Origin of the sequence: Ruegeria jejuensis (genome assembly GCF_041537905.1) — a bacterium.
Classification (GTDB): domain Bacteria; phylum Pseudomonadota; class Alphaproteobacteria; order Rhodobacterales; family Rhodobacteraceae; genus Ruegeria_C.
In genome coordinates, this window is the sequence record NZ_JBGRUO010000006.1 from 140,794 (window position 1) to 167,430 (window position 26,637).

The window sequence follows — 26,637 nt, forward strand, 5'->3', positions numbered from 1 at the left end:
CCCCCTATGTCCCTTGCCGGCACACCCCTTTCGCCGCAACGGCGCCGTTTCCTGCAGGATACGGCACGTGCGGCTGGTGGCTGCGTGGTGGCCGGAACGCTGCTGGCCTATCTGGCTCGCGACGCCCGCGCCCTGCCCGCCGAGGCGCTGCGCCCTCCCGGCGCCCTGCCCGAGGAGGACTTCCTGTCCGCCTGCATCCGCTGCGGGCTCTGTGTGCGGGACTGTCCCTATGACACGCTGAAACTGGCGCAGCTGGGGGCCGATGCCGGGGCCACTGGGACGCCCTATTTCACCGCCCGCGACGTGCCTTGCGAAATGTGTGACGACATCCCTTGTGTCGCCGCCTGCCCCACCGGCGCGCTGGACCCGGCGCTGGACAATATCGACGATGCCAATATGGGCGTTGCGGTTCTGGTCGATCAGGAAAACTGCCTGAACTACCTCGGCCTGCGCTGCGACGTCTGCTACCGGGTCTGTCCCGTCATTGACGAGGCAATCACGCTGGAGCCGTCGCACAACACCCGCTCGGGACATCATGCGATCTTTGCGCCCACCGTGCATGCCGACCGCTGCACCGGCTGCGGCATGTGCGAGAAAAGCTGCGTTCTGCCCGAAGCGGCCATCAAGGTCCTGCCCGCCCGACTGGCGCGTGGCAGCAGCGCGGATCACTACCGCAGGGGCTGGGAGGAAAAAGACGCCAAAGGCGCGCCCGTTGTCGAAGGCATCATCGACCTGCCCGATCGCCTGCCCGGACCGGGAACCGACAACCTAGCCGCCCCGGGCGGCTATGAGCCGGGCTATTCATTGCCGGGGCTGAGCCAATGAGCGCGCGCACCCATATGCCCGTTGGACAAGAGGCCGTTGAGGTCAAAGGCTGGATCACCGCGCATCGTTTTCTGCTGCTGCGCCGCGCCAGCCAGGTGTTCTTTCTGCTGCTCTTCCTGCTCGGGCCCTGGTTCGGCATCTGGATCGTCGAAGGCACGTTGGCCGGATCGCGGACGCTGGGCGTTCTGCCTTTGACCGACCCGTTCATCCTGTCACAAAGCCTCATCGCCGGGCACTGGCCGGAACTGACCGCCCTGATCGGCGGCCTGATCGTGCTGGTGGCCTATGCGCTGATCGGCGGGCGTGTCTATTGCTCCTGGGTCTGCCCGATCAATCCCGTCACCGATGCCGCCAACTGGCTGCATCGCCGTCTGAACCTGCCCAAGGGCTGGCAGCCCAAACGCAGCACCCGCCTGTGGATTTTGGCCACGGTGCTGATCGTCTCGGGGCTGACAGGCGTTATCGCCTGGGAGCTGGTCAATCCGATCACCATGCTGCACCGGGGGCTGATCTTTGGCATGGGGTTTGTCTGGGCGCTGATCGTCGCGATCTTTGTCTTTGACCTCATCGTCGCGCGCCATGGCTGGTGTGGCCATATCTGCCCGGTCGGCGCGTTTTATGGCCTGATCGGCGCAAAAAGCCTGCTGCGGGTCAGCGCCGCCAACCGCGTGGCCTGCGACGACTGCATGGATTGTTACGCGGTCTGCCCGGAAAACCATGTGATCTCACCCGCCCTGAAGGGCAAGAACGGGGCCACGCCGCTGATTCTGTCGCCCGACTGCACCAATTGCGGGCGCTGCATCGATGTCTGCTCTGTCGATGTCTTTGCCTTCACCCACCGCTTTGACGACCACGTCGTCGCGCCATCCGATCCAGCAACCGCGCCCGAGCCGCGCGCCGCCAGACCAATTTAAGGGAGTGCCAATATGAGAAAACCAATCGCGACAGGTGTTATGACCCTGATCCCTATGTTGCTCCTGAGCGGGTTCGCCCTGGCACAATCCGCCCAGGTGGACAGCTTGCGCGGCGCCGATGTGGACGAGCTTGTGCCCCTCGATCAGGTCCACAAGAATGTCGAGGGACGGATGCAGCGCAACTATCGCCAGCAGCCGCCCCTGATCCCGCATTCGGTCGAACAATACCAGATCGATGTGCGCACCAATCAGTGCCTGTCCTGCCATGACTGGACCAAGGCGGGCGAGCGCAACGCGCCGACCCTGTCGATGACCCATTATCTGGACCGCGAGGGCCGCGAGTTGGATCGGATCGCAGGCACCCGGTATTTCTGCAATCAGTGCCACGTCCCGCAGGCCGACGCGCCCGCGCTGGTCGACAACGTCTTTCAGCCTTCTTCCGGCAATTGATCCAACACAAGAATTGAAAGGAGCACCGATATGGCAGACTCCCCTGAAAACCGCGGTTGGATCCGCCGCCTCTGGAGCTGGATCTGGACCCCGGCCGTCGCCTTCAGCTCGGGCTTTCTCATCCTTGCGGGGTTTCTGGCCGGCATCCTGTTCTGGGGCGGATTTCACTGGACGCTGGAACTGACCAATACCGAGGAATTCTGCGTCTCGTGCCACACGATGGAAACCAATCTGGGCGAGTATCGCGAGACCATCCACTACAACAATCATTCCGGCGTGCGCGCGATCTGTTCTGATTGCCACGTTCCCCATGAATGGAACCACAAGATCAAGGCCAAGATCATGGCGGTCAAGGATGTCTATCACGAGCTTGCCGGTACCATCAGCACCCCCGAGAAATACGAGGCGCACCGGCTGAGCATGGCCTCTGCCGTTTGGAAAAAGATGAAGGCCTCGGACAGCCGGGAATGCCGGAACTGCCACAATTTCGACTACATGGATTTCACCCTCCAGGAAACGCGAGCGGCCTCGGAGCATCAGCGCGCCATCGACAACAACATGACCTGCATCGACTGCCATCAGGGCATCGCGCACAGCCTGCCGCCCGACTACTTGCAGACATATCAGGAGGTCACCGAAGCGCTGAATTCCGACAATTCCGGATCGGCGCATCAACAGGTTGCTGAAAACGGCGAAGCGATCCGGTCATTCCTGACCTCCGGCGCGGATTGAGAAGGGGCAGAACATGCTTGAGATACTTGGAACGATCGGCGGAAATATCCTTGGCCTGCCCGGCATTCTCGGCCTCGCCCTTGGTATGATGACTCGTCGCTTGTGGCTCGGCGCGGCCTTGGGCGCACTGATCGGCGTGATCGAAACGCTGCTCTTCGCCGGGTGGAGTTTCGCGCATGTCGAGCCTTTGGAGTTGATGATCGCCATCATCGTCGGGGTCTGCGCTGGCAGCGTGGGCTGCCTGATCCGCGTGAAAGGCGCAACCGTTTAGGACCCGTTCGATTGCGCGGGAAGTGCTTACTGCACCCGCGCGCCTTCCGTGTCGAAATAGTATAAACGCTCTGGCGAGAACCCGAGCGTAACCGTTTCGCCCTGACTGATCGCATGCTGCCCGAACAAACGCGCCGTGATCTGGGTGTTCTTCACCCGGGCGATGACATTGGTGTCCCCACCCAGATGTTCGACATGCTGAACCGCCGCGCTCAATGCGCCGTCATCCGCCAGACGCAGGTCTTCGGGGCGCACGCCCATGGTCCGCTTATCCCCGTCATTCACATATCCGGCCGGCATGAAGTTCATCGCCGGCGACCCCAGGAACCCGGCGACAAACTGGTTGGCGGGGTTGTTGTAAAGCTCCATCGGGCTGCCGATCTGCTCGACCCGGCCATCGCGCAGGACAACGATCTTGTCGGCAAGCGTCATCGCTTCGGTCTGGTCATGGGTGACGTAGATCATCGACGCCGCCAGCGCATCATGAAGGTTCGCGATCTCCAACCGTGTGTTCATCCGCAGCGCCGCGTCGAGGTTCGACAGCGGTTCGTCAAACAGAAACAGCTTCGGCTCGCGCACAATCGCGCGGCCGATGGCGACCCGCTGACGCTGGCCGCCTGACAGCTCGGACGGATAACGATCCAGATAATCTTCGAGGTTGAGCATCTTGCTGGCCTTGGCCACGCGCTCCTCGATGATCGCCTTGCTCTGCTTTTCCTGCTTCAGCGCCAGCGACATGTTCTTGCGCACGTTCAGATGCGGGTAAAGCGCGTAGGATTGAAACACCATCGCGATACCGCGTTTCGAGGGCGGTGTGGCGTTGACCAGCTCACCCCCGATCCGCACCTCACCCGAGGTCGCATCCTCCAGCCCGGCGATGACCCTTAACAGCGTGGATTTCCCGCAGCCCGAGGGGCCGACAAAAACGACAAACTCGCCGTCTTCCACCTCGATATTGATATCCTTGAGCACATGAACATCGCCAAATGACTTGTTCACATTGGTCAGGGTCAAAGCAGTCATTGTTGCGGCTCCTTCAATGAAACGGGCTGGCCGCTGCGGATGCTTTCATCGGCGGCCAGGCAAATGGCAAGGGATTGCACGGCGTCATTCATATGCCGTGTCAGGTCGATATCTTCGGTGATCGCGCGGATCATGTAGGCCTGCTCGGCATCGCAGAGTTCCTGATGGCCGGGCTCGTCGGGCATATCGATGGTGAAATCCCCCTCGGGACGGTGCACAAGGATACCACCGACCTTGGTATGCCCGTCTATGTCTGACGACGCGCCTTTATTGCCATCGGTGATCGAGACCGAACCATTGGGCGACACGACATCTTTCACGAAGAACGCGGTTTCCGACATCATCGGTCCCCACCCTGCCTCGTACCAGCCGACAGAGCCATCCTCGAACACCACCTGAAACTGGCCGTAATTGTACATTTCTTCGGCGATTTCGTCGGACAGGCGCAGACCCATGCCATGCACCCGGACCGGGTCGGCATCGGTGATCTGGCACATCACATCGACATAATGCACACCGCAATCGACGATGGGCGAGGTCGTCTGCATCAGCGCCTTGTGGGTCTCCCACTCCGCGCCCGAGGATTGCTGGTTCAGGTTCAGACGAAAGACGTAAGGACCGCCCAGACCGCGCGCCTCATCGATCAAGCGCATCCAGGACGGGTGATGGCGCAGAATATAGCCAACGACCAGCTTGCGGCCCGTTTCCTGCGCCGTGGCAACCACGCGGCGCGCATCAGCGACCGTCGTGGCAAGCGGCTTCTCGACAAACACTTGCGCCCCCGCCTCCATCGCGGTGCAGGCATAATCGGCATGGCTGTCCGAATAGGTCGCGATGACCACGAGGTCGGGTTTGGCCTGCATACCCTCTTCGAAAGTAGAATACCGCCGATAACCACTCAGCGCCTCGGGCAGCCTAACAGGCGAGCGATTGACCAACCCGACAATCTCGGACCCCGCATGATGGTGATGGGCCAGAGCATGCGACAGCCCCATATTGCCCAGACCTGCTACGAGAACCCGGATCATTTGACCGCCCCCGACGTGATGCCGCGGATCAGTTGCCGCGAGAAAATGACGTAGAGGATCAGCACCGGCAGGATCGCCATCGACAGCGCCGACAGGACCGCGTTCCAGTCGGTCACGAACTGACCGATAAAGACCTGCGAGCCAAGCGTGAGCGTCTTGGTTTCCTCGGCAGGCGCAAGGATCAGCGGGAACCACAGATCGTTCCAGATCGGGATCATGTTGAATACCGCAACGGTCGCCATGGCAGGCCGCACCAAAGGCAGGACAAGCCGGAAGAAGATCGCATATTCGCTCAACCCATCGACCCGCGCTGCGTTCTTCAGATCGTCCGAAACCTGCCGCATGAACTCGCTGAGGATGAAGACCGCCAGCGGCAGGCCCTGCGCCGTATAGACAAGGATCAGCGCCCAAAGCGTGTTCACCAGCCCGCTCGCCACCATCATCTCAAGGATCGCAACCGTGCCGATGCGGATCGGAATCATGATCCCCAAAGCCAGATAGAGCCCCATCAGCGTGTTGCCCTTGAACCGGTACTCGGCCAACGCAAAGGCCGCCATGGCGCCAAACAGCAGCACAAAGAACAGCGAGGCCACCGTAACGATGAGCGAGTTCTGGAAGTAGAGAAAGAAGTCGCCCTGTTTCATCACCGTCTGGTAGCCGATCATCGAAAACGTCTCGGCATCGGGCAGCGCCAGCGGTTCGCGAAAGATCGCCTTGCGGTCCTTGAAGCTGTTGATCAGGATCACAAAGACCGGAAACAGCGCGATCAGCGTATAGAGGATCAACGCACCATGCATGGCCAGCGTGTTGAACGGATTTTTGCGTGCTGTGTTCATATCTGACCCCTCACATCTGATACCGGCGCATCCGGGTCTGGATGCCGAACAGGTAGATACAGACGCCGATCAGGATGATCGCAAACATGCCGCTTGCAATGGCAGAGCCCATATGCGGATCGCCCAGTTGCAGTTGGAAGCCGAAGAAGGTGCGGTACAGGAAGGTGCCCAGAATATCTGTCGAAAAATCAGGCCCGGCCAGCGCGCCTTGCGAGGCGTAGATCAGGTCAAAGGCGTTGAAATTGCCAACAAATGTCAGGATCGAGATGATCCCGATCGACGGCAGGATCAGCGGCAGCTTGATCTTCCAGAAGGCCGATATGCCGGTGATGCCATCGACCTCACCCGCCTCCAGAATTTCCTCGGGGATGGATAGAAGGGCCGCATAGATCAGCATCATCGGGATGCCGACGAACTGCCAGACCGAGATCAGCGCAAGCGTCGTCAACGCGTATTCTTCCTTGCCCAGCCAGGGCTGGAACAGGGATTTCAGCCCGACGAAATCCAGCATCGAGGGCGCGATGCCCCAGATTGGCGACAGGATCAGTTTCCAGGCGAAGCCCACGATCACAAAGGACAGGATCGTCGGAATGAAAATGGCGGATCGATAAAGCGCGGCAAAGCGCAGACGCGGATGGCTCAGGATCGCGGCCAAGGCAACCCCGATCGGGTTTTGCACCAGCATATGCACGATAAAGAACCAGAAGTTGTTTCCAAGCGCGTTCCAGAACTGCTCGGACCAGATTGGGTCAAAAAACAGGGTTCGGAAATTGTCGAGGCCGACAAAGATCCGCGCCTGATCCACCTCGCTATAAAGCGCCAGGCGCAGCGTGTTGAACAGCGGAAAGATCATGATGGCGGTGTAGACCAGCACGGCAGGTGCCAGGAACACGACAATGTGCCAGCGAAAACGAGCGCGTTGCATTGGAAGTCTCCTAAGGGGTCCGGGCAGTCAGGTCCGCCCGGACAGGTCAGTAACGGGAGGGGTTACTGATGTGGTTCGTACCAGCTTGCCAGACCTTCCTGCAGGTCGGCCCCAAGCTCTTCGGGTGCCGACGCCCCCTTGATGGCCGCAACCGACGCACCCCAAGTCTCGTTTTCAAGGTTCGGCGTGCCGCGTGACAGGATTTGGTAGGTCGAGCGGATCGTGCTCTCGCACTCCCCGCGCCAGCCGACGATTTCCTTGGCCAGCGGGTCCGCCAGCTCGACCGGTTCATTGGACAGCGGGAAGAAGCCGGGCAGCGCATTGCCGAAGATCGACGCGAATTCCGGGCTGCCGACCCAAGCCAGGAAGGTTTTCGCAGCTTCCGGGTTTTCGGTGGCGGCATTCATACCGATACCGATATCGGTGTGATCCGAGATATAGCAGGTGTCACCCGCATTCTGCACCGGCGGCTTGAAGGCACCCATCTCGAAATCGGCCTGGCTGTTGAATCCCGAGATTTCCCAGGACCCCGCCGGATAGATCGCCGCACGACCCAGCGTGAACAGGTTCTGGCTGTCGGGATAAGTCTGCGCCTCATACCCGTCGCCCAGATAGTCGGCCCATTTCGCAAGCGTCGCATACGGAGCGACCCACTGCTCATCGGTCAGCTTCTGCTCGCCGGCGATCAGGGCAAGGCGGCCTTCCTCCCCTTTCCAGTAATTCGGGCCGATATTGTTATAGCCCATCGTGGCCGCTTCCCACTGGTCATTGGTGCCCATGGCCATCGGGATGTAGGTGCCGTCTTCCTTGAACGTGTCGAGAACGGCAAAGAACTCGGCCTCGGTGGTCGGAACCTCGACCCCGAGCTCGGCAAAGGCGTCCTTGTTGTAGATGAACCCGTGGATCACCGAGGCCATCGGCACGCAAAAACTGACCGCGCCATCATCGGTCTGCCATGCGGATTTCGCCACATCCGAGAAGTTGCTCATCGCCTCCATATCGTCGAGGCCGGACAGATGCCCCGCTTCATAAAGCGCCAGCGAAGCGTCAAACGGGCGACAGGTGATCAGATCACCGGCAGAGCCCGCGTCCAGTTTCGAATTCAGAACCGCGTTGTATTCCGCCGGGGCAGAGGGCGTGAAATTCACCTTGATGCCGGGGTGTTTGGCCTCAAAGGCCGGAATGATCTGTTCCTGCCACAGCACCAGATCGTCGTTGCGCCAGCTTTCGATGGTTATCGTGACATCCTCTGCCATCGCGCTTGTGGCGGTGAGCGCTGTGCTCAGTAAAGCCAGTTTCAAAAAGTTGCGTTTCATGAATGGATCCTCCCAGTTGCAACAGGTGTTCTTGTTTTAGCTCGCACGCTCCAGTGCGGAGCGCAGATGTCCGTTTGTGTCGTTCAGCAAGGCGCGGGCCGCTTCGCGGGCCACACCACGCGCGGCCATGACAATGGCGGTTTTCACCTCGCCCTCTGCGCTGTCGAGCGCGACCCGCGCCGCCTCTTCCGGAACGGCAGCGATTTTGGCCACGATCCCGCAGGCGCGCGCGCGCAGTTTGATATTGTCGGCATGCACATTGACCATCATACCGTCATGCACATGGCCCAGATGCACCGCCATCAGCGTGGACAGCATGTTGAGCGCGATCTTCTGCGCCGTCGCCGCCCCCATCCGGGTGGACCCGGACAAAACCTCGGGCGGGGTTTCCAGCAAAACCGCGTGCTCCGCCATCTCCAGCAGCTGCGCGTCGCGATTATTGGCGATACCGATCAGGCTGGCGCCCTTCGCCTTGGCGAGATGCGCCGCCGCGAGCGTGTAAGGTGTTGAACCGCTGGCCGAAACCGCGATGACCGTGTCGTCGGCGCTGAGGTCGGCCAAGGCGGCCTCCAACCCGTCAGTGTCATCCTCGGTCCCGCCCGGCATCTCGACCCCGGTGGGCAGACCGCCCGCCATATGGATGCGAATCTGCGCAGGTGGGATCGAAAAGGTTCCGCCAAGCTCTTGCGCATCAGCAGCCGCCATCAGACCGGACGAGCCTGCGCCAACATAGTGAAGGCACCCACCGCGCCCGACCGTTCGCGCCATCGCTTCAGAACCCGCGCAGATGGAGGGAACCGTACCCCGAACCGAGGCCGCTGCCGCGATTTGCCCATCACCAAGAAGCGATGCAATCTCGGCAGGTGGACGTTGGTCCAGCCCGATGGCCGCCTCGTGCAGATGTTCAGTGGTTCTTGCGATCACGCGATTCTCCTCCGTGCTTCAACAAGCATACCTATTAGATACCATTTGTCTACCACTATCTTATTTTCCGAATTTTCGCCTTACCTTACACTGTTTAGGCGCCATATCATCAATTTTGGTTCCACTTAGGCCTTTAAAAGTGGAAAAAGGTATTATAAAGGTATTGTCATGACGGATTCGCCTGATACCCAAGTTCTGGCCATCGATGGCGGCGGCACGCGCTGTCGGATTGCGCTTATTCGCGGCAATGACCGCCGGGTCATCGAGGTGGGATCGGCCAATGTCACGACAGATTTCGACAGCGCAGTGCGCTGCCTGCACGAGGGCATCGAAACCCTGGCAAAACACAGCGATACCCGCCCGCAAACACTGCATGCCTTGCCCGCCTTTGTCGGGTTGGCAGGGGTTACCGGCCAGACGATTGTCGACCGGCTGACCGCCGCCCTGCCCCTGCGGAACGTGCACTACGCCGATGATCGCCTCGCCGCATTGCGCGGGGCGCTGGGGCGTGGTGACGGGCTGGTCGCCCATTGCGGCACCGGGTCCTTCTTTGCCGCCCAACTCGCAGGAACGCACCGGCTTGCGGGCGGTTGGGGCTCTGTTCTGGGGGATGAGGCCTCGGCCCAATGGGTCGGTCGCGCGGCCCTGTCGCAGCTTTTGCATCAGGTCGACGGGTTCATCCCGAGCTCCGCGATGATCGAAGAGTTCCGGACACAATTCAGCACGGCCACCGAGGTCGTGGAATTTGCCCGCACCGCCACCCCGGCAGCCTTAGGGGCCCTGGCCCCACAGGTGACGGCACATGCACAAACCGGCGATCCGGCTGCGCTGAAGATCATGCAGCGCGCCACCGAACATATCACGCTTACGCTCACACAGATGGGGTGGACGACCGGCACGCCCATTTGCCTGACCGGCGGGATCGGGCCGCACTATGCGCCGTATTTCACTGACCTGCTGAAGGGTGACCTCACCAAACCGCAGGGCGAACCGCTCGATGGCGCAATCGCGCTCGCGCAGGAGAGAGGCAAGGAGATCGCACATGGACATTGCTGAGTTCCTCCGCCCTGAAAGCTGGCTGAGCAAGACAGCCGGGCCGCGCTATGTGCAGTTGCGCAGGCGGCTTGAGGCCGGGATCGAAGATGGCATCCTGGCCCCCAATTCGTCTCTGCCCCCCGAACGCGAAATCGCCGAGATCACCGACCTCTCACGGGTGACCGTCCGCAAGGCGATTCAGGAACTGGTGCGTGAGGGAACTGTCGAACAGCGTCAGGGCTCGGGCTCTTTCGTGCGCGAACCGATGACCCGTGTGGAACAATCGCTCTCGCATCTCACCTCCTTTACCGAGGACATGCAGGGGCGCGGGCTTGAAACCACCTCGAAATGGCTCGAACGCGGGATTTTCATGCCCTCACCGGAAGAGGTCCAGAGCCTCGACCTCGCCGCCGGAGATCAGGTCGCCCGCATCTACCGTCTGCGCGAAGCAGGCGGTCGCCCGATGGCCCTGGAACGCGCGGCCCTGCCGCTCGACATCCTGCCAAACCCGACCGCGGTGACCACCTCGCTCTATGAGTTGCTGGAACAATCCGGCATGCGCCCTGTCCGGGCGGTGCAGAAAATCTCTGCCATCAATCTCGAAGCGGAAGAAGCCGGGCTTCTGGGTGTTGCCGAAGGCACCGCCGGGTTGCGGATTCAACGCATGTCTTACCTGAAAAGCGGGCGGGTGGCGGAACTCACCCGGTCCATCTATCGCGGCGACGCTTATGACTTCGTGGCCGAACTGCGGCTATCTCATTGAAAAGGCTTTACCAATGGCCCACAGCACCACCCTCATGCGACGTGAAATCGTCGAGATCCCCGATGCCGTAGATCGCCTGCTGACGCAAGGCGGCGACGCCATTCGCGAGGCCGCCACTGCCGCGCGCGACATGGACCCGAAATTCCTGTTATCGGTCGCGCGCGGCTCATCTGACCACGCCTGCACCTATCTGAAATACGCCAGCGAGCTGATCCTGCGCCGCCCGATGGCCTCGGTCGGCCCCTCGGTGAAATCGGTCTATGATGTCGACCTGATCGCGGATGGCGCGCTGTGCCTGTCGGTGTCGCAATCGGGCATGAGCCCCGACATCGTGCGAATGACCAAAGCCATCACAGCGTCAAACGGACTTACGGTTGCGATCACGAATGATCCCAGATCCGATCTCGCCTCGGTCTCTTCCGCGACCTTGCCGATCCACGCCGGGCCGGAGCTAAGCGTCGCGGCGACAAAAACCTTTGTCACGTCACTGGTTGCGGGCCTGTGGCTGATCGCCGAAATCAAGCAGGATGGCGAACTGATCCGCGCCATTCACGCCCTGCCCGCCCATCTGGCCGCCGCCACCGCCTGCGACTGGTCGCAGGCCGCCGCCGCTCTGGACGGGCGCTCGCTGTTCACCCTCGGGCGCGGGCCATCCTGGGCCATCGCTAACGAGGCCGCCCTGAAGTTCAAGGAAACCTGCCTCATCCATGCCGAGAGCTACTCCTCTGCCGAGGTGCTGCACGGGCCGGTTTCCATAATCGAACAGGGCTTTCCGGTGATCGGCTTCACCGCCGGTGATGCGGCGGAAAGCAACCTGGCCGAAGTGGCCGACGCCCTTGCCGACAAAGGGGCCACCGTGTTTGCAACAACCGCAAAGCTCGCAAAAGCGGTGGCATTACCGCATATTCGCACCGATCACTGGCTCACCGATCCGATTGCGGCGATCGTTTCATTCTATGGAATGGTCGAAGAGGTCGCGCGCAATCGCGGCATCAACCCCGATACCCCACGCCATCTGCGAAAAGTGACGGAAACCGTATGATCCCCCACAGCGTAACATTTACCGGCGGTCGGTTCTTTGACGGAACCCGCCTTCATGACGGGAAAGCCGCCCGCTTTCGCGACGGGGTGTTCGCCGGGCTGATATCCGAGGCGGAGCTCGATGCTGAGGACAAGGTTATCACCCTTGAGGGGGGTATCCTGTCTCCGGGATATGTCGATCTTCAGGTCAATGGCGGCGACGGGGTGATGTTCAACGACGACCCGTCGGTTGCGACCCTGAAACGCATCGCAAGCGCCCATCGCAAGCTTGGGGCGCTGACGATCCTGCCAACGCTGATAACCGATACGCACGAAAAGACCACAGCCGCCATTGACGCGGCGCGATCCGCCATTCGCGCGCAAGTTCCCGGCATCGCGGGTCTGCATCTTGAGGGCCCGCATCTGAGCGTCGCCCGTAAAGGCGCGCATGATGCCGCCCTGATCCGCCCGATGGAAGAGGACGATCTTCAGCAGCTGCTTGCCGCCAAGCGCGACATACCGGTTCTGAAGGTCACCATCGCGCCCGAGAACGTCTCGACCGATCAGGTGGCCACGCTGACCGCGTCCGGCATTCTGGTGTCGCTTGGCCATACGGATGCCGGTTTTGAGACCTGCGCCACCTACGCCAGAGCCGGAGCCCGTTGTGTCACCCATCTGTTCAACGCGATGAGCCAGCTTGGCAACCGCGAGCCCGGCCTTGTCGGCGCGGCACTGGCCACCGGCGCTCTCTCCGCCGGGCTGATCGCCGATGGCATCCACGTCCATCCCGCCGCCATGCGGATGGCCTGGAACAGCAAAATGGCCCCCGGTCGGATTTTCCTGGTCAGCGATGCCATGGCCGTCGCGGGGACCGAACACACGGAATTCCTGCTGGAAGGCCGCCGGATCTGCCGCGAAAACGGACGGCTGACGCTTGAGGACGGAACACTTGCCGGCGCCGACCTGGATCTGACCTCAGCGATCCGGGTGCTGGTTTCAGACGTGGGCGTCGACCTCGACGCGGCCCTTCAGGCGGCCACAACAACACCCGGAGCGCTGATTGACCATCCGACCGCCCCAACGCCCGGAAAAACCACACTGGCAGACTTGATCCATATTTCGCCCTGTCTGCATCATCTGACGCTCCTTGAGGATGTGACGGCTCAATCACTGTCGATTGCTGGCTAGTTACCCCCCTACTCCGATGCTTCAATTCGAACCGACCGGATTGACGGGTCAAAGCGGGCATAAGCCGCCAGCACCCGCCCGGTCCATTTCTGCGCGATGTAATCGGCCATAAAGCGCGACGGGGCCATCAGGGTGGCCACCCCCCCTGCCCTATCGGCCTCGACCAGGTGCTGAAACCAGCTTGCCCAAAGCTCCGGGTCGCGCCCGTGCAACACGCTCTGCACCTGCCCCCAGATGTCTTCGCCGTCAGGTAGGTTGGCATTTGTGCTGACCTTGAAAGGCACAACATTGGTCACCGGCTCAGGCTGGTGATCCATACGCGCCCGGAAATCCGAACCGATGACAGGCCATATCGCTGAGGTATCCAGCATCATCTGCTTCAAGTCCAACTCGTATACGGCAACCCTACCCCGCGCCGCCGGGCGTTTGACGGTAATCCAGCCCTGGCCGCGAAATCTGGCCATCTCTCGTTTTACGGTGCGTTCATTCACAGACCAGAGCCGCGCGATTTCCTCTCTTCCGATCGACAGCTCATTGGTTCGCCAGTTATACCGTGTCGTGATCAGTGTCAGGATACGCAGAATGCTGCGTTGTCGATGTTTGTCCTCTGACAGTGCATGAACCGCCAGAGCAGAGATAATATCGTATTTGAGGGCTGGTGCATTCCGCCCGACCGGTTTTGCAACCTGCATTTTCTTCTCGCCGCCTTGTCTGCCTCATGCGGTTGTTCCGCATTCCTGACGCTGTTTGCCAACGCTTTTCCTGATCGCGCCTCAATTAGCGTCCAAAGCCTCGATTCTGTCAAGAGGAGTCTGAAAACCGCCTCGAAAGGCGCCTCTTCAGGATCAAATTTTTAATTTAAATCGGTGAAGTATTGGTGATGGGGGACAGATAGGGCGTCCCCCTAAGCGCGCATGTTGTCCCCCTATATGCGGCGGAGGAGTCCAAGCTGTCCCCCTAAATCTGGCGCTGCGCCTCAAGGCCCGCCATTCTGTTCCCCTCCTCGCTATCCGAATCGGTTGCGCCGCCTGGGCCCTTATTTTCTTACCCATGGGTAAGATTACAATGACATGATATTTTCTTTTGCCAAAAACGCAAACTGGGCGTAAATAGGCGGTACAACAATATTAGCGTCCGATAGAGCAGAGACCAGATGCATGTATACGCACGAAGACCTGAGCGCCTTGCGCAACCAGTCCCTTAAGCTGCAAGGGTGGATCCGCCAGCAAACCTTTAGCCCCGAGATGGAAAAGACCTTGCGCCGCTTCTCAAGCTGGGAAGTGTCCGAGCTGATCTTCCGGGTCAATCAATCGACCTTCCGCGGCAAGCTGGCCGCAGACCCGACCCTGCCAAGCGGCGAGGTCGAGCCTGATGGGCGGCAGCGCTGGTTCAGCCTAGAGGAGGTCAATGAGCTGCGCAGGCGGCTCAAGGTCAACCGCAAATCCCTGATGCCGCCGCGCCCGGCTGGCAAGCGGGCGATCCGGGCGGCTGTGGCGAACTTCAAGGGTGGCGCAGGTAAGTCCACCGTCGCCCTGCATCTGGCCCATGCCTCTGCCCTGGATGGCTATCGTGTGCTGGTGGTCGATTTTGACCCGCAGGCGACGCTGAGCCACTCCATGGGATTGACCGATGTGGCCGAGGACTTCACGGTCTGGGGGATCATGGCACGGGACCTCATTCGTGAGACCGAGCGAATGAACAACCGGCCTGCTGCCGCCGAATCCGGAACCGCCCTGCCCCGCCGCGAACTGCCTCCTTCCATCACCGAGATGGGATTGGGAGATCTGCGGATCTCCGACTTCATCAAGCAGACCTCGTGGTCGACCATCGATGCGATCCCGTCCTGCGCCAATGCTGCCTTCGTCGAATTTGCCTCGGCGCAATACCGGCATCTGAATCCCGAATGGTCGTTCTTTGCGGCTGTGTCGCGTTACCTGGATCAAATCCCCGACGACGCCTATGACCTGATCCTGTTCGATTGCCCGCCGGCCATCGGGTATCAGTCGATGAACGCGGTGTTTGCGGCAGATATGCTCTACGTGCCGTCTGGACCCGGATATTGGGAGTACGATTCGACAACGTCTTTCATTGGCCAGTTGGCCGAGGCGCTGGAGGATCTGGCCTATGGCTTCGACAAGACCTTACCCACGGGTAAGATCAGCCTGCCCAAAACCTTTTGTGAACTGCGCTTCCTGCTGACACGTTACGAGCCCGGCAATGCCCTGCATCTGGCCATGTTCGATGCGTTCCGCAAGGTTTTCGGAGAACATGTCGCGCAGCATCCGGTTGAGATGACGCGCGCCGTTGAACAATCCGGCCGGTTCCTGAGTTCGGTTTACGAGATGGATTATCGCGAGATGACGCGCGAAACCTGGCGCCGGGCGCGCTCGACTTTTGACAACGTCTATGAGGAATTCCGGGACGTCATGATTTCGGCCTGGGACAAGCTGGAGGATGACGCATGAGCCGCAAACGCAGAGTTTTTGATATCGAGATGCCAGCCATGGCGGATATCCAGACAGGCAAAGTACCAGATGAGGTTCTTGAAAAGCGGCGTGGCCCGATGGCCGCTGCCATCTCTGAGAACGCGGAAGCCTTGCGGGACAAGCAATCGACCGAAGATGTCATCCGCGCCGAAAATGACCGCTTGGCGCATGAGCTGGTCCGCCTGCGGGCCGAAGGGCTGGTCACTGAGCATATCGCGTTGGAAAGTGTCGTTTCCGAAAAACTGACGCGTGATCGCAAGCCTGGCCCCGACCCTGAACTTGATGAATTGAAGGCGTCGATCAAAGAGATTGGTTTGTCGAACCCCATCCGCGTCGAACGCCGACCCGACGGCCGCTATGATCTGATCCAGGGTATGCGTCGGTTGTCGGCCTATCAGGCGCTGCGCGAAGAAACAGGTGACGAGGCTTATGCCGCTATACCGGCGGGGATCGCAGATGCGACGAATCTGGATGACAGTTATCGGCGCATGGTGGATGAGAATCTTATTCGCAAGGATATCTCGTTTGCCGAGATGGGAGCACTCGCGCGCGCCTATGCGGAGGATCCTGCGAATGATTGCCCCGATATGGACAAAGCGGTCTCGACCTTGTTCAAATCGGCCAGCTATACGAAGCGCAGTTACATCCGGGCATTTGCTAGTTTGCTTATGAAGATGGACAAGCTGCTGATGCATCCCAATGACATTCCACGCAATGTCGGGGTGGAACTCAAGCGCAAACTCGATTCCGATCCGGGGCTGATCCGGAAGGTTGGTAGCGCGTTGATGAGCGAGCCAGATCGGGATAGCGCTCGGGAAGTCGCGATCCTCAGAGGGATTTTGACGCAGGAAACCGTTGCTCCGGTGAAGTCAAAATCTGAAGGCAGCGCCAAGCCACGTCGTGCAAAAACGACTTTTCAGGTGCCGGGCCGGGCAGGGGTCGCCAAGTGCTCCGCTTCCAGCGGGCGGATTGAGGTGCGATATAACCTGGACTTCACGAGGGTTGATCGCGCGCGTTTGGAGCAAGCTATCGCAACTCTGATCGAGGATCTTCAGGAGGATGACCTTACCCACGGGTAAGATACATATTCTGATGTTTTCTATGACGTGATGGCCCCAGATTGCATCTGGGGCCATTTTTTCTACCCCAACAGGTCTGTTGCGGGGTTCTCCGCGATATCCACGTCATCATAGTATTTCTGCGCCTGAACAACCGAGCGATGCAGGGACAAGCGCATGGCGGCCTGGATCGGAGCGCCGTCCAAAGCGGCCTGGGTCAGGAAGCCCGAGCGCAACCCGTGGGGCGTGGCAAAATCCTCTGGCAGGCCTGCCAGTTTCAACCGGTGTTTGATGATCTGGTAGATGGCATCCGGGCTGAGGCGGCGTTTGAGCATGCGATCGGCTTTGGATACCGGGCGGAACAGGGGCCCGTCCTTGATCTGACCCACTTCAATCCAATGCACCAGCGCTTGCGCGGCGCGGCCCTTCAGCACCAACCGCGGCGTCTCGCCTTTACCCGTGGTCTTGGTTTCCAGCAGCGAGAGCCAGACCAGCCCATGTTTCTCAAATTCCTTTAGCGACACATCCTCGCGCATCAGCGCGGTGAGCTCCGACCGCCGCCGGCCACCGGAAGCCCAGCCCAACATCAAGATCGCCCGGTCGCGGCAATCCCGCCGGGAGCCCCGGCAGGTGGCCAGCAGCTGCTCCAGCACATCGCGGGTGATCGGATGCTGCGACTTTGGGGCAGGGGCCCGGGCTGCGGCGCGTCTTGCCTTGGCACGGGCCTGCTTGACCTGCGGCGCATCAAACGGAGAGGGGAGGTTCTTCATCCGGTGAAAGGCCAGCCAGGAGGCGATGCGGCGATCCAGAGTGGACGGGGCCGGGCAGGCGAGCGACTTGCGCAGGCCTTGTGTGATGAGCGCCTGTGCCGCTTGTCGCGCGATATCCGTGTCGGGCGCGCCGCCAAGATCTCGCGCGTGATCCAGGATGAAGGCCAGCGCCGTGGCCTCACTTTCCGGCCAGTCCGGCGCCGTCCCGAAGCGCGCCGTCTTCCATGCTGTCACATAGAGCAGGTCGCGCTCATAGGCCCTGAGCGTATTGGCGGGAGTGCCACGCACATAGAGTTCGGTGAGCGCCTCCTGGTCCGCGGCAGAGAGGGCAGGGGAGGGGGGTGGGAGATAGGGGGTAGGGGGCGTCATGTGGCCCATTCTGCGTCATTTTGGCGGTGAAATCAATCAAATGCGATAAGCGATACTTATCGAGTATAAAAGAAGAGTCGCCGTTCAGGCAATGTGGAGATCAAAAGCATTGTATTATGATCGTAAAGAATAGCCGGCAATTGCCCGGATTGCAGAATCCAGCATTCAGAAGGGGGCTGTTTAGCCCGAATTTTCAACAGATCCCTCTCATCAAAATCTGCACATCTTGGGCAGGGTAAATGCGCATTCGCCAGTCACATCTGGCGGTATGAAACATTTGACCACAGATACATTGGTTTGGTGCGCCATTGCGATTGCTTCAGCAATTCTCGCCGCGCAGCCCTTGCAATGGCTTGTTCGAAGCTGGCTTAGCCCAGCTTACGGGTCCTACGGGTATGTCTATATCCTGCTGATCCTTGGTCTTGCCGGGATGAGCTTGCTGAGTGGCCGTCCGAAAGACGCGCGCTCTCAGATACCCGCGATTGTCCTGTTGCTATTGGCGGCATCGATCCGGCTTTTGGGGCAGGTACTGGCGGTCAATATCCTCAGCGCACTCGCCCTTGCTTTGGATGTTTTTGCGCTGGTTGGGCTGTTGCAGCTGCGTCGGCGTCCCTTCGCATTATCGCCATTCTGGATGGCTGCATTGTTCCTGTTTTCGCTGCCGACCGAAATTGTGTTGCAGCGCACGCTTGGTTTCCCGTTGCAGATGGTTTCGGCGGAATTGTCCTGTCACTTGCTTGGCACCTTGTTTTCGAATGTTGCCTGCGACGGGGTACGCATCACCATGGAACAAAGGGATATCCTGGTGGACTTGCCATGCTCCGGAGCCTCAGGGCTTTTGCTGTCTCTGGCTTTCGTGGTTACCCAAAATGCGGTTATGCGCCCAAAATGGTATGCCGGCGGCCTCAGCCTTTTGGCCGTGATCGGATGCGCCACCCTGGGCAATAGCTTACGCATTTCGATTCTGGCCATCGGGCTTGCGCATGATCTGGATGTGATGGCCGAGCCGTGGCACAGCTTTATCGGCTTGGCGACTCTTGGCCTGACCCTCGCGCCCTTTGCGCTGTTCTATCGACCCCGCAGCGCGCGCGTGCGTGAAAACCGACCTCAGGCTAAGCCAATTGTCCTGCCAAAACCTTTCAAGGCTTTGACGGGGATTGTTTTCCTGATCGGTAGCATCGCCATCGCGTCCCTCAAGGCAAATCCTGTGGATGTTTCGGGCAATGTTGTAGCGCCGAGCCTGCCCACGCAGATCCACGGACATCTGGCGCAGCACGTGCCTCTGACGGCGATGGAGTCACATTACTTCGAAGCTTATGGCGGGCAGGCGCAGAAGGCTCAGTTCGGGCCTCTGGGGCTGAATGTGGTCAGCACGCGCGCGCCGCTGCGGCATCTGCATGCCCCCGAAATCTGCCTGCGAGGTCTTGGCTACAAGGTTCGGTTTCTGGGCACGCGCCATGACGGGGTTCCCAGCGCCTACTACCGGGCGACCGGTCCGGACGGAGATCAATGGCTAGTCGCGGTCAGCTACGTCTCACAAAACGGGCACGTCTCACCCAGCGTGGGCGAAGCGATCTGGCGCTGGCTGAACGGCGCCGGCGGCACCTGGAGCAGCGTGCAGCGGATCACCCCTTGGGACTTGGACACCGCGCTGCGTGCCCGACTCGACGCTGCCACGATTGCAGCTCTGGACATTCACACCAACAAAGGAACGGACATATGATACGGCATTTTGTTTTTGTTTTTCTGCTACTGCCGGGGGCTGTCCACGCTCTGGCAGACGACGAGATCGCTGGTCGATTGGTTGCCAGTGGGGCAGTTGGTCAACTGGATCTGCCCCTGCTGAAATCAGACCTTTTCGTCGACATTCAGAGCGATATGGCAACCGTTCAGGTGCGGCAGGTATTCGTAAATCCGTCGGACCATCCTATGTCCGCGGAATATCTGTTCCCGCTCAACCAAAAAGCCGCCGCCTATGCAATGCAGATGCAGGTGGGCGACGACGTGATTGAGGCACAGATCCAAGAAAGGCATGAGGCCGAACAGACCTTTGAGACCGCAAAACAAGAGGGCAAAGCCGCAGCCCTTTTGACCCAGCATCGTCCCAACATGTTCACCCAGAACGTCGCCAACCTGATGCCGGGACAGCCGATCACGGTAACGCTTAGCTATGTGCAGGCCGTCTCTAAGGTCGACGAGGCTTACGAGCTGGTGCTGCCCTTGGTCGTTGGACCGCGCTATCTAGGGGCGGTGGACTTTGACCCGATGCCCGATGACATTGTATTGGCTGATTACAATGAAGAGGAACCGCACACCGCAACTCAGATTGATGGCTGGACGGTTTCCAAGTTACCTCAATACCCACCGGTTCCACGCCTTGCGAACCCTGATACCATTGAACCCTCACGCGTCTCGCTCAACCTGAACCTGCGCGGCGCTGTTCCCGTCTCCAATCTGACAAGCACAACGCATGATCTGAAAATCCAGCAGTCGCAAGGGGTGATCAGCGCGACCTTTGAGGACGGACGGGAGATCGACAACCGCGATCTTGTTTTGCGCTATGAGCTTGCTGGTGATGAGACAACGGCCGGAGTGCTGGCCCATCATGATGAGCGAGGTGGCTTTGTATCTCTGCTGGTTGAACCGCCGAAGGTTCCGCAGTCGGATCAAATCACCGCGCGAGAGTTGGTCTTTGTGCTGGACACCTCGGGATCAATGAGCGGAGAACCTCTGGATGCCAGCAAGCGGTTTATGGAGACCGCATTGCAGGGTCTGCGTCCCGAGGATTATTTTCGTGTGATCCGGTTTTCCTCGGAAGCGACGGAATTCGCGAACCAGGCCGTTCCGGCCACATCCGGAAACATCCGGTCGGGATTGCGCTATGTGCGCAGTCTTCGGGCTGGCGGCGGAACTGAAATCGACAGTGCAATCCGTCACGCCTTTGCGACGCGGCAACCCGACAACACGCTGCGCGTCGTTGTTTTCCTCAGCGACGGTTATATCGGGCGCGAGGCAGATGTCTTACGCACGATCCGCCGGAAAATCGGCGATGCCCGTATCTATGCCTTTGGTGTGGGCACTGCGATAAACCGCTATCTTTTGGACGCAATGGCCGAAGAGGGCCGCGGTTACGCTCGTTACGTTGACCCAACACAACGCGCCTCGGAAGCCGCTGACATGCTGGCCCGAGATCTTAAGTCGCCGGTGCTGACGGATATATCCATTGATTGGGGCGGACTGAATGTCAGTGAAGTGGTACCTCAACATATCCCTGACCTTTTCGATGGCGGCTCAATCCGGGTTCTGGCTCGGTACGAAGGCGGAGGGCCAACCGATATCAAGATCAATGGCTTGGTTCAGGGTAGAAAAGCGCAACTGCCGCTGTCGCCAGTCCTGCCCACAAGCTCTGATCCAGAAGATGATACGCATCAGGGTACTGCAATCCCACTGACATGGGCACGTACTAAGATTGCAGATCTGGACCGCGCCATGGCCGTGCAGACTGGTGATCCTCAGAAGCTTGAGGCGCAAATCACCGATCTCGGGCTGCGCTTCAATCTGCAAACACGCTTCACCTCTTTCGTCGCGGTGTCGAAACAGGTCGTAAATGACGGCGAGATGCCGACCCAAGCCACGCCGGTGGCACTGCCACAGGTCGCAGGTGTGGGCGCCGGGGCCTATCCCAAAACCGCGTTCAGCGGATCATCAACACCCGAGCCGCAAACGATCTTTGGGCTGATAGTGCTGATGGCTTTGGGCGCGCTGCGCCTGACCCGGAATCGGAGAGTTTTGGCATGAGGAAGATACCCTACAAACTGCGCACGGATGCCTGGTGGCTGGGGGATGATTTCAGTTGGCGCAAACCACAGAAGCAGCCCCCACTTGACCCGGCCAATCGCAGTATGATCTCTGATTGTGACTTCGGTGGAACCTTGATGGTGGACGCAAATCGTGAACAACATCCTGATCGTAGACGATGATGCCCGCATTCGTGATGTGGTACGCTTTGCGCTGGAAGATTCCGGCTTTCGAACAACCGAGGCGGCCAACGGTCAAGATGCAGTGGACCTATTTGATAAAACGCCTGCTGACCTCGTCGTTATGGATATCGGCATGCCCGAAATGGACGGGTTGGAGGCTTGCAGGGAATTGCGCAAGAGCTCGACCGTTCCGATCCTGTTTTTGACCGCACGGGATGATGAGATTGACCGCATTCTCGGGTTTCAGCTTGGCGGGGACGACTATGTGACCAAGCCCTTCAGTCCGCGTGAGCTGGTGCTGCGTATCAAGGCCATCCTTGCCCGCTCGGCAGATACAAAATCGCAGGACGAGGTGACGGTTTTTCAGGATTTGCGGTTGGATCATAGCGCTCATCGCTGCACCCTTGCCGAGGCCGAGATTCAACTGACCGGGATCGAGTTTTCGGTGCTGTCGATCCTGGCCAAAACGCCAAGCAGAGTTTATGCGCGCGCGCAACTGATCGAGCTGGTCTATGGTCAAAACACCTATTTGTCGGGTCGCACGGTGGACAGCCATATTCGCAATATCCGCCAAAAGGCGCGTGTGCTGGGCTATCCCGACCTGATTCAAACCGTACACGGGGTTGGGGTGAAACTGGGCGTTTGTCAGTGCTGATCATCAAACAAAAATGGCGGCCATCGCTTGCCCTCGTGATAGCGCTGGTCTGCATCGCTTTGGTGGCGCTTCCGATCATCGGCGTTCTGGGCGCCCGCCTGTCCAGCAACCAGTTCGCGCGTGAAACTGAACGCAGTCTGCTGTCTCAGGCGGTTATCTTTGCCGAGGTGTATGCTGCAGCTTTCTCCGATGTCCAGCCCACGCCCGATGTGGGACACATCTTGTCCGCCGAGCAGAGCGAACGTCTGAAACAGGATTTTCATCCGATCCCACCCAGTTTGGATTTGCTTAGCAGTGAGGTCTCGCCGCCTCGCCCCGATCCGGTTGCAAGCGATGAACCTCTGAATGGGCCTTATGAGGCGATCTCGCGAACGCTGTCACAGCTGGCGAGGTCGGCAAAGAAGACCACCCTGTCGGGCTATGTCTTTACGGATCACGCTGGTCAGGTCATGGCCAGCAGCGGATCAATCAGCGGGTCTTTTCTGCATGTCCCGGAAGTGTCTCAGGCTCTGCAGGGATTAACCGTTTCTGTGCTTCGGCATCGGGATGATCCGTCCCGGCGGCATCTTCTGAACTCGATCAGTCGGGACACGTCATACCGCGTTTTTGTCGCACATCCGGTAGTGTTGGGTGATCGGGTCATCGGTGCCGTCTACCTGTCTCGTACGCCCATGGACTTAAGGAAGTTTCTGTTTCAGGAACGGTTCACGCTGGGCTCTGTGGCGGTATTCATGTTAGTCTCTGCTGTTGGCGTCGGCTGGATAATGTGGCGGCTGATCTCGAAACCAATTCGCGATCTCAGCAGTCAGAGCCGGGATGTGGCAAGTGGATTAAGACCGACGCCGGATCCTGTGCAGCACTATGGTGTGCAGGAACTGGCGGATTTGGGCAAAAACGTTGTTTCGATGGCTGCAACCTTGTCGGAGCGGTCCACCGCGATTGAGACCTACACGAGCCACGTAACCCACGAGTTGAAATCGCCGGTAACTGCAATTCTCGGTGCGGCTGAGCTGCTGTCTGATGGGCCTTCTGCCGTGTCCGGTGATCGCAATCGAAAACTGGTTCATAACATTCAGAAAGAAGGTCTGCGCATGAACGCTCTGCTGGGTCGACTTCGCGAGTTGGCCCGGGCCAGTGTTCAAACCGATCCGACCCCCACGTCACTGGCTGATATTGTCCAAGCTGCGTCAGCTGCGTTTTCGGAGAAGGTAATCGAACTGCATGCCCCGCCAGAAACGCACCTGTTTTTGTCCAAAGATCAGGGTCAGATTGTTCTGCACCATCTTCTGCAAAATGCGTTCCAGCACGGCGCAACGCGTGTCGACATAAGTTTTGACGCGGCTTCAAACAGCCTGATTGTCTCCGACAACGGCACGGGCATTACCCAGCGAAACAGTGCGCGCATCGCAGACCCGTTTTTCACGACGAGACGGGATCAGGGAGGCACCGGACTGGGCCTATCCATTGTCGCCGCTGTATTGAAACAAGCGGGCGCAGCGATCGAGGTAATGGCTTCGAAGCAAGGCGCCAGTTTGCGCATCAGATTTTAAGTCGACATGAATGTGTTGCATGGATCAGAATTGGGGCGGATTGGCCCCTTACCCCATCACTTCAGATGACGCGCTCATACACCGCACGACCGAGACCAGTCATGCGGTTGAGCGCTTTTGATGCTATTTTCGCTTCGGCAATTTGATTGTCGAAGTCGCGCGCTTGAAGGCGATCGCCGATAGCTTGTTTCCATCTGTCGATCTGGGCTTCGGCCCGCGATCTCTGGTTGTATCCCGTCTTCGTTTGCCAGCTCATTCTGCCATTTTGGGCGATGACGTCGATGTGGTGGTTGCGTTGTGCATTCTTGCCGTGAACCGCGTTCTTCTGCGGAGGAATAATGATCTCAACCCCGTGCCAGAACTTCTCGATCAGGCAGTCTGGCAGCCCCTGGCCGTCATAGGCACCATCCGCCAGAAAGCGGGTCACATCGGCATCCATGTCTTTTAACAATTCTGGTAGCGCCGTTTCATCGCCCACATGTTCGGTAGTCAGTTTCGAGGCAACGATGTTGCCCGTTTCCGGATCGAGCCCGATATGCAGCTTGCGCCATGTTTTTCGGACCTTCCTGGTGCCGGACTTCTCGACCTTGTCGCGGCGCGGTAGAGGGCTAAAGATCACCCCAAACCGGCGAGCTGCTAGCAACTGTGTCTATTCGCTGAGTTGAAGTTGCCAGGGTTTGCCGGATTTGATGATTGCGTTTGCGATTGTGATCAACCTTCGTGCGATAGCGACAGTGACGAGCTTGTGCGGCTTGCCACGTTCTTTGAGACGTTTGGCTACAGGCTTCAGAGCTGGATTGTGGCGGGCGGCTGTAAGAGCAGCCTGAAACAGCACCTGTCGGAGTGACTGCCGCCCGCCCGCGATAGCTCTTTTGCCGCGCATGGTGCCACTGTCATGTGGAATCGGTGCGAGGCCGGTCATGGCTGCGGCCTCGCCAGCCGTCATTCGGCCGAGTTCGGGCATTTCCGCAATTAGGAGCGCCGCAGAAACGGGTCCGATTCCTGGAACGGATAAGAGCAGCTTCGCTTTTGCTGCGGACCTGTCGTCCTGAGCGATAGCGACCTTTATCTGACTTTCGATGTCGCGGACTTGGCTGTCCAGCAGGGCTTTAAGATCATTGTCCATACCTTCGACATCGGCCGCAACGCCTTGCTTCCTACGTGCTGCGATCTGGGTGGCAAGCCGTTTGCGCATATCGACGACCTGCGCGCGACGCGTTGTCAAGGTTCTGAGAATGCGTAGTTTTTCGTTCGGCAACCGCCGTCCCGCCCCTGGTCGGAACTGCATGAACTGGGCAATGAGTTCCGTCCTTCTCGTGACATCGCTTCACGATGCACTGCCGGGCAACGATCAATTCTGTCCGTCTTCGCGCGCGTACCTTTAGACTTTGCGAAGGCCTTGACCTGGGCTGGAGGCAGCTGTCTGGCATCGATGTCCGCAGCCACCAGCATTGTCCACAAAACCCACTCCTGTCCGCCTGTTGCCTCGAAGCCGATCTGAACCGGGCCAGGTTGCTGCCGGATAATCGAGATCAGCTCCTCATGCCCCTCCGCCGAATTTGCCAACCGGAACCTGGTTCCTCCGGGCAGGCAAAACCCGTCAAGCCAATCTCGCGACACATCTATGCCGACCATGGGTTTTGCTGATATCATGTCACTCTCTCTTTCTTATACTTCGCGGTCCCACAAACGGGCCGCCATCAACTGTCCGAGACGGTGAAGAGAGGTGGGATCAGCCTGCTAGAAAGCGTGGTCTGACCACAAGGTGTTCAGCGCTGTATCCCACCCCGTCGCCGGACCTGGCCGGGACCGGCGACGGGGAAGGTTATAGCAGAGAAGAGACACATAAGGTGTTTGATCCCAAGGTTTGATGGTGCGATCCATTCGCTGGAATGGAAGGAGGCCTTATGGGACAGATACGTCACGGCTGCGTCACGACAACGCACGCGATCCGAGCAACAATACAGCGATCGCAAGTTTCGAACGCGGAGCTGAGCCGCGAGCTTGGCATCAACGTGAAGACCGTTGCCAAGTGGCGAAAGCGTCAAACGGTCGAGGACAAAAAGACAGGCCCAAGGGCGGCCGCTCAGCCTTTTTGTCACCGCAGGGCAAGTAAGCGACTACACTGGTACTCGGGCTCTGCTCAGCAGTATACCAAATGTGGACTGGTTGCTCGGGGATCGTGGCTATGATGCCGACTGGTTCCGAGATGCGTTGAAAGACAAAGGGATACGCGCCCGCATACCAGGTCGAAAGCAACGCAAGACTACCGTAAAGTAAGACAAGCGTCGATACAAACGACGCAACCGCATCGAGATCATGTTTGGCAGGTTCAAGGATTGGAGACGCGTGGCGACACGTTATGATCGCTGTCCCAAAGTCTTCCTCTCCGACATCGCACTCGCAGCAACCGTCATCTACTGGTTATGAATCCTGACCCTAAGAGCGCATTTTCAACCTGAAGGTTTGTAATAGGGAGATCTCTCAACCGACCGGCAGAATGGTTCGAGTTTGATTGAT

Annotated in this window: 26 protein-coding genes and 2 pseudogenes; 17 read left to right on the forward strand and 11 right to left on the reverse strand. The window is 59.3% G+C overall.

Annotated elements, in window-relative coordinates:
• The first annotated feature begins 6 nt into the window (after positions 1-6).
• Genes napG through AB1E34_RS09470 form a run of 5 tightly spaced genes read left to right on the forward strand, consistent with a single transcriptional unit; the run spans position 7 to position 3,192 of the window.
• Complete coding sequence (gene napG / locus AB1E34_RS09450) at positions 7-825, forward strand: ferredoxin-type protein NapG (protein ID WP_372572088.1); 819 nt, start codon at positions 7-9, stop codon at positions 823-825.
• Positions 822-1,739, forward strand: a complete 918-nt coding sequence (napH, locus tag AB1E34_RS09455) for a quinol dehydrogenase ferredoxin subunit NapH (RefSeq protein ID WP_372572089.1) — start codon at positions 822-824, stop codon at positions 1,737-1,739. Before napG ends, napH begins: the two co-directional genes overlap by 4 nt.
• Positions 1,740-1,778: 39 nt before the next feature.
• Positions 1,779-2,189 (forward strand): nitrate reductase cytochrome c-type subunit, encoded by a 411-nt coding sequence (locus AB1E34_RS09460; protein WP_372572090.1) that lies wholly within the window; start codon positions 1,779-1,781, stop codon positions 2,187-2,189.
• Positions 2,190-2,219: 30 nt separating this feature from the next.
• Positions 2,220-2,921 (forward strand): NapC/NirT family cytochrome c, encoded by a 702-nt coding sequence (locus AB1E34_RS09465; protein WP_372572091.1) that lies wholly within the window; start codon positions 2,220-2,222, stop codon positions 2,919-2,921.
• A gap of 13 nt (positions 2,922-2,934) precedes the next feature.
• A complete protein-coding gene (locus AB1E34_RS09470) occupies positions 2,935-3,192 on the forward strand; it encodes a hypothetical protein (protein WP_372572092.1) in 258 nt (85 codons plus the stop codon).
• 26 nt (positions 3,193-3,218) lie between these two features.
• Here AB1E34_RS09470 and AB1E34_RS09475 read toward each other — a convergent pair whose 3' ends face one another.
• From AB1E34_RS09475 to AB1E34_RS09500, 6 genes are all read right to left on the reverse strand, one after another.
• Positions 3,219-4,214 (reverse strand): ABC transporter ATP-binding protein, encoded by a 996-nt coding sequence (locus AB1E34_RS09475; protein WP_372572093.1) that lies wholly within the window; start codon positions 4,212-4,214, stop codon positions 3,219-3,221.
• Entirely contained in the window at positions 4,211-5,242 is a 1,032-nt protein-coding gene (locus AB1E34_RS09480) for a Gfo/Idh/MocA family protein (protein ID WP_372572094.1), read from the reverse strand. Before AB1E34_RS09480 ends, AB1E34_RS09475 begins: the two co-directional genes overlap by 4 nt.
• Positions 5,239-6,078 carry a carbohydrate ABC transporter permease gene (locus AB1E34_RS09485; RefSeq protein WP_372572095.1) on the reverse strand — a complete coding sequence of 280 codons (840 nt, stop codon included), beginning with the start codon at positions 6,076-6,078 and terminating at the stop codon, positions 5,239-5,241. The genes AB1E34_RS09480 and AB1E34_RS09485 overlap by 4 nt, the downstream gene beginning before the upstream one ends.
• Before the next feature lie 10 nt (positions 6,079-6,088).
• Complete coding sequence (locus AB1E34_RS09490) at positions 6,089-7,003, reverse strand: carbohydrate ABC transporter permease (protein WP_372572096.1); 915 nt, start codon at positions 7,001-7,003, stop codon at positions 6,089-6,091.
• Between the two features lie 62 nt (positions 7,004-7,065).
• Positions 7,066-8,319 carry an ABC transporter substrate-binding protein gene (locus AB1E34_RS09495; RefSeq protein WP_372572097.1) on the reverse strand — a complete coding sequence of 418 codons (1,254 nt, stop codon included), beginning with the start codon at positions 8,317-8,319 and terminating at the stop codon, positions 7,066-7,068.
• 36 nt (positions 8,320-8,355) lie between these two features.
• Positions 8,356-9,243, reverse strand: coding sequence for an N-acetylmuramic acid 6-phosphate etherase (locus AB1E34_RS09500; protein WP_372572098.1), 888 nt, complete (start codon positions 9,241-9,243; stop codon positions 8,356-8,358).
• Between the two features lie 168 nt (positions 9,244-9,411).
• Here AB1E34_RS09500 and AB1E34_RS09505 point away from each other — a divergent pair, with 168 nt between their 5' ends.
• The 4 genes from AB1E34_RS09505 to nagA are packed head-to-tail and all read left to right on the forward strand — an operon-like array spanning position 9,412 to position 13,249.
• Complete coding sequence (locus AB1E34_RS09505) at positions 9,412-10,299, forward strand: glucosamine kinase nucleotide-binding domain-containing protein (RefSeq protein ID WP_372572099.1); 888 nt, start codon at positions 9,412-9,414, stop codon at positions 10,297-10,299.
• Positions 10,286-11,041, forward strand: coding sequence for a GntR family transcriptional regulator (locus AB1E34_RS09510; RefSeq protein ID WP_372572100.1), 756 nt, complete (start codon positions 10,286-10,288; stop codon positions 11,039-11,041). Before AB1E34_RS09505 ends, AB1E34_RS09510 begins: the two co-directional genes overlap by 14 nt.
• Positions 11,042-11,075: 34 nt before the next feature.
• Positions 11,076-12,083: an SIS domain-containing protein gene (locus AB1E34_RS09515; protein WP_372572101.1), complete on the forward strand. Its 1,008-nt coding sequence runs from the start codon at positions 11,076-11,078 to the stop codon at positions 12,081-12,083.
• On the forward strand, positions 12,080-13,249 hold the full coding sequence (gene nagA / locus AB1E34_RS09520) for an N-acetylglucosamine-6-phosphate deacetylase (RefSeq protein ID WP_372572102.1): 1,170 nt from the start codon (positions 12,080-12,082) through the stop codon (positions 13,247-13,249). The genes AB1E34_RS09515 and nagA overlap by 4 nt, the downstream gene beginning before the upstream one ends.
• A gap of 8 nt (positions 13,250-13,257) precedes the next feature.
• Here the strand turns inward: nagA and AB1E34_RS09525 are convergent, their stop codons facing one another.
• Positions 13,258-13,941, reverse strand: coding sequence for a DnaA N-terminal domain-containing protein (locus AB1E34_RS09525; protein ID WP_372572103.1), 684 nt, complete (start codon positions 13,939-13,941; stop codon positions 13,258-13,260).
• Positions 13,942-14,406: 465 nt separating this feature from the next.
• On the opposite strand from AB1E34_RS09525, the gene AB1E34_RS09530 reads away from it, so the two are divergent.
• The gene (locus AB1E34_RS09530) at positions 14,407-15,714 is read left to right on the forward strand and encodes an AAA family ATPase (RefSeq protein WP_372572104.1); all 1,308 of its coding nucleotides are present in this window, start codon (positions 14,407-14,409) and stop codon (positions 15,712-15,714) included.
• 182 nt (positions 15,715-15,896) lie between these two features.
• Entirely contained in the window at positions 15,897-16,814 is a 918-nt protein-coding gene (locus AB1E34_RS09535) for a ParB N-terminal domain-containing protein (protein WP_372572105.1), read from the forward strand.
• 62 nt (positions 16,815-16,876) lie between these two features.
• Here AB1E34_RS09535 and AB1E34_RS09540 read toward each other — a convergent pair whose 3' ends face one another.
• On the reverse strand, positions 16,877-17,932 hold the full coding sequence (locus tag AB1E34_RS09540) for a tyrosine-type recombinase/integrase (protein WP_372572106.1): 1,056 nt from the start codon (positions 17,930-17,932) through the stop codon (positions 16,877-16,879).
• A 268-nt stretch (positions 17,933-18,200) separates the two neighbouring features.
• Here AB1E34_RS09540 and xrtT point away from each other — a divergent pair, with 268 nt between their 5' ends.
• From xrtT to AB1E34_RS09560, 4 genes are all read left to right on the forward strand, one after another.
• The gene (xrtT, locus tag AB1E34_RS09545; protein ID WP_372572107.1) at positions 18,201-19,655 is read left to right on the forward strand and encodes an exosortase T; all 1,455 of its coding nucleotides are present in this window, start codon (positions 18,201-18,203) and stop codon (positions 19,653-19,655) included.
• Positions 19,652-21,730 (forward strand): VIT and vWA domain-containing protein, encoded by a 2,079-nt coding sequence (locus tag AB1E34_RS09550; RefSeq protein ID WP_372572108.1) that lies wholly within the window; start codon positions 19,652-19,654, stop codon positions 21,728-21,730. The genes xrtT and AB1E34_RS09550 overlap by 4 nt, the downstream gene beginning before the upstream one ends.
• Before the next feature lie 153 nt (positions 21,731-21,883).
• Positions 21,884-22,567, forward strand: a complete 684-nt coding sequence (locus AB1E34_RS09555) for a response regulator transcription factor (RefSeq protein WP_372572109.1) — start codon at positions 21,884-21,886, stop codon at positions 22,565-22,567.
• Complete coding sequence (locus AB1E34_RS09560; protein WP_372572110.1) at positions 22,561-24,117, forward strand: ATP-binding protein; 1,557 nt, start codon at positions 22,561-22,563, stop codon at positions 24,115-24,117. Before AB1E34_RS09555 ends, AB1E34_RS09560 begins: the two co-directional genes overlap by 7 nt.
• 61 nt (positions 24,118-24,178) lie before the next feature.
• Here AB1E34_RS09560 and AB1E34_RS09565 read toward each other — a convergent pair whose 3' ends face one another.
• From AB1E34_RS09565 to AB1E34_RS09575, 3 genes are read right to left on the reverse strand one after another with little or no spacing between them, the layout of a single operon-like run.
• Positions 24,179-24,736 (reverse strand): transposase, encoded by a 558-nt coding sequence (locus AB1E34_RS09565; RefSeq protein ID WP_372572111.1) that lies wholly within the window; start codon positions 24,734-24,736, stop codon positions 24,179-24,181.
• Positions 24,737-24,766: 30 nt separating this feature from the next.
• The gene (locus AB1E34_RS09570) at positions 24,767-25,375 is read right to left on the reverse strand and encodes a transposase (RefSeq protein ID WP_372572112.1); all 609 of its coding nucleotides are present in this window, start codon (positions 25,373-25,375) and stop codon (positions 24,767-24,769) included.
• On the reverse strand, positions 25,339-25,770 hold the full coding sequence (locus AB1E34_RS09575) for an IS110 family transposase (RefSeq protein WP_372572113.1): 432 nt from the start codon (positions 25,768-25,770) through the stop codon (positions 25,339-25,341). The genes AB1E34_RS09570 and AB1E34_RS09575 overlap by 37 nt, the downstream gene beginning before the upstream one ends.
• 254 nt (positions 25,771-26,024) lie before the next feature.
• Between AB1E34_RS09575 and AB1E34_RS26120 the strand changes: the two are divergent.
• Positions 26,025-26,195, forward strand: a pseudogene (locus tag AB1E34_RS26120) (IS481 family transposase); the annotation flags it as partial.
• Positions 26,188-26,547, forward strand: a pseudogene (locus AB1E34_RS09580) (IS5 family transposase); the annotation flags it as partial. The pseudogenes AB1E34_RS26120 and AB1E34_RS09580, both read left to right, overlap by 8 nt.
• Positions 26,548-26,637: the final 90 nt, after the last annotated feature.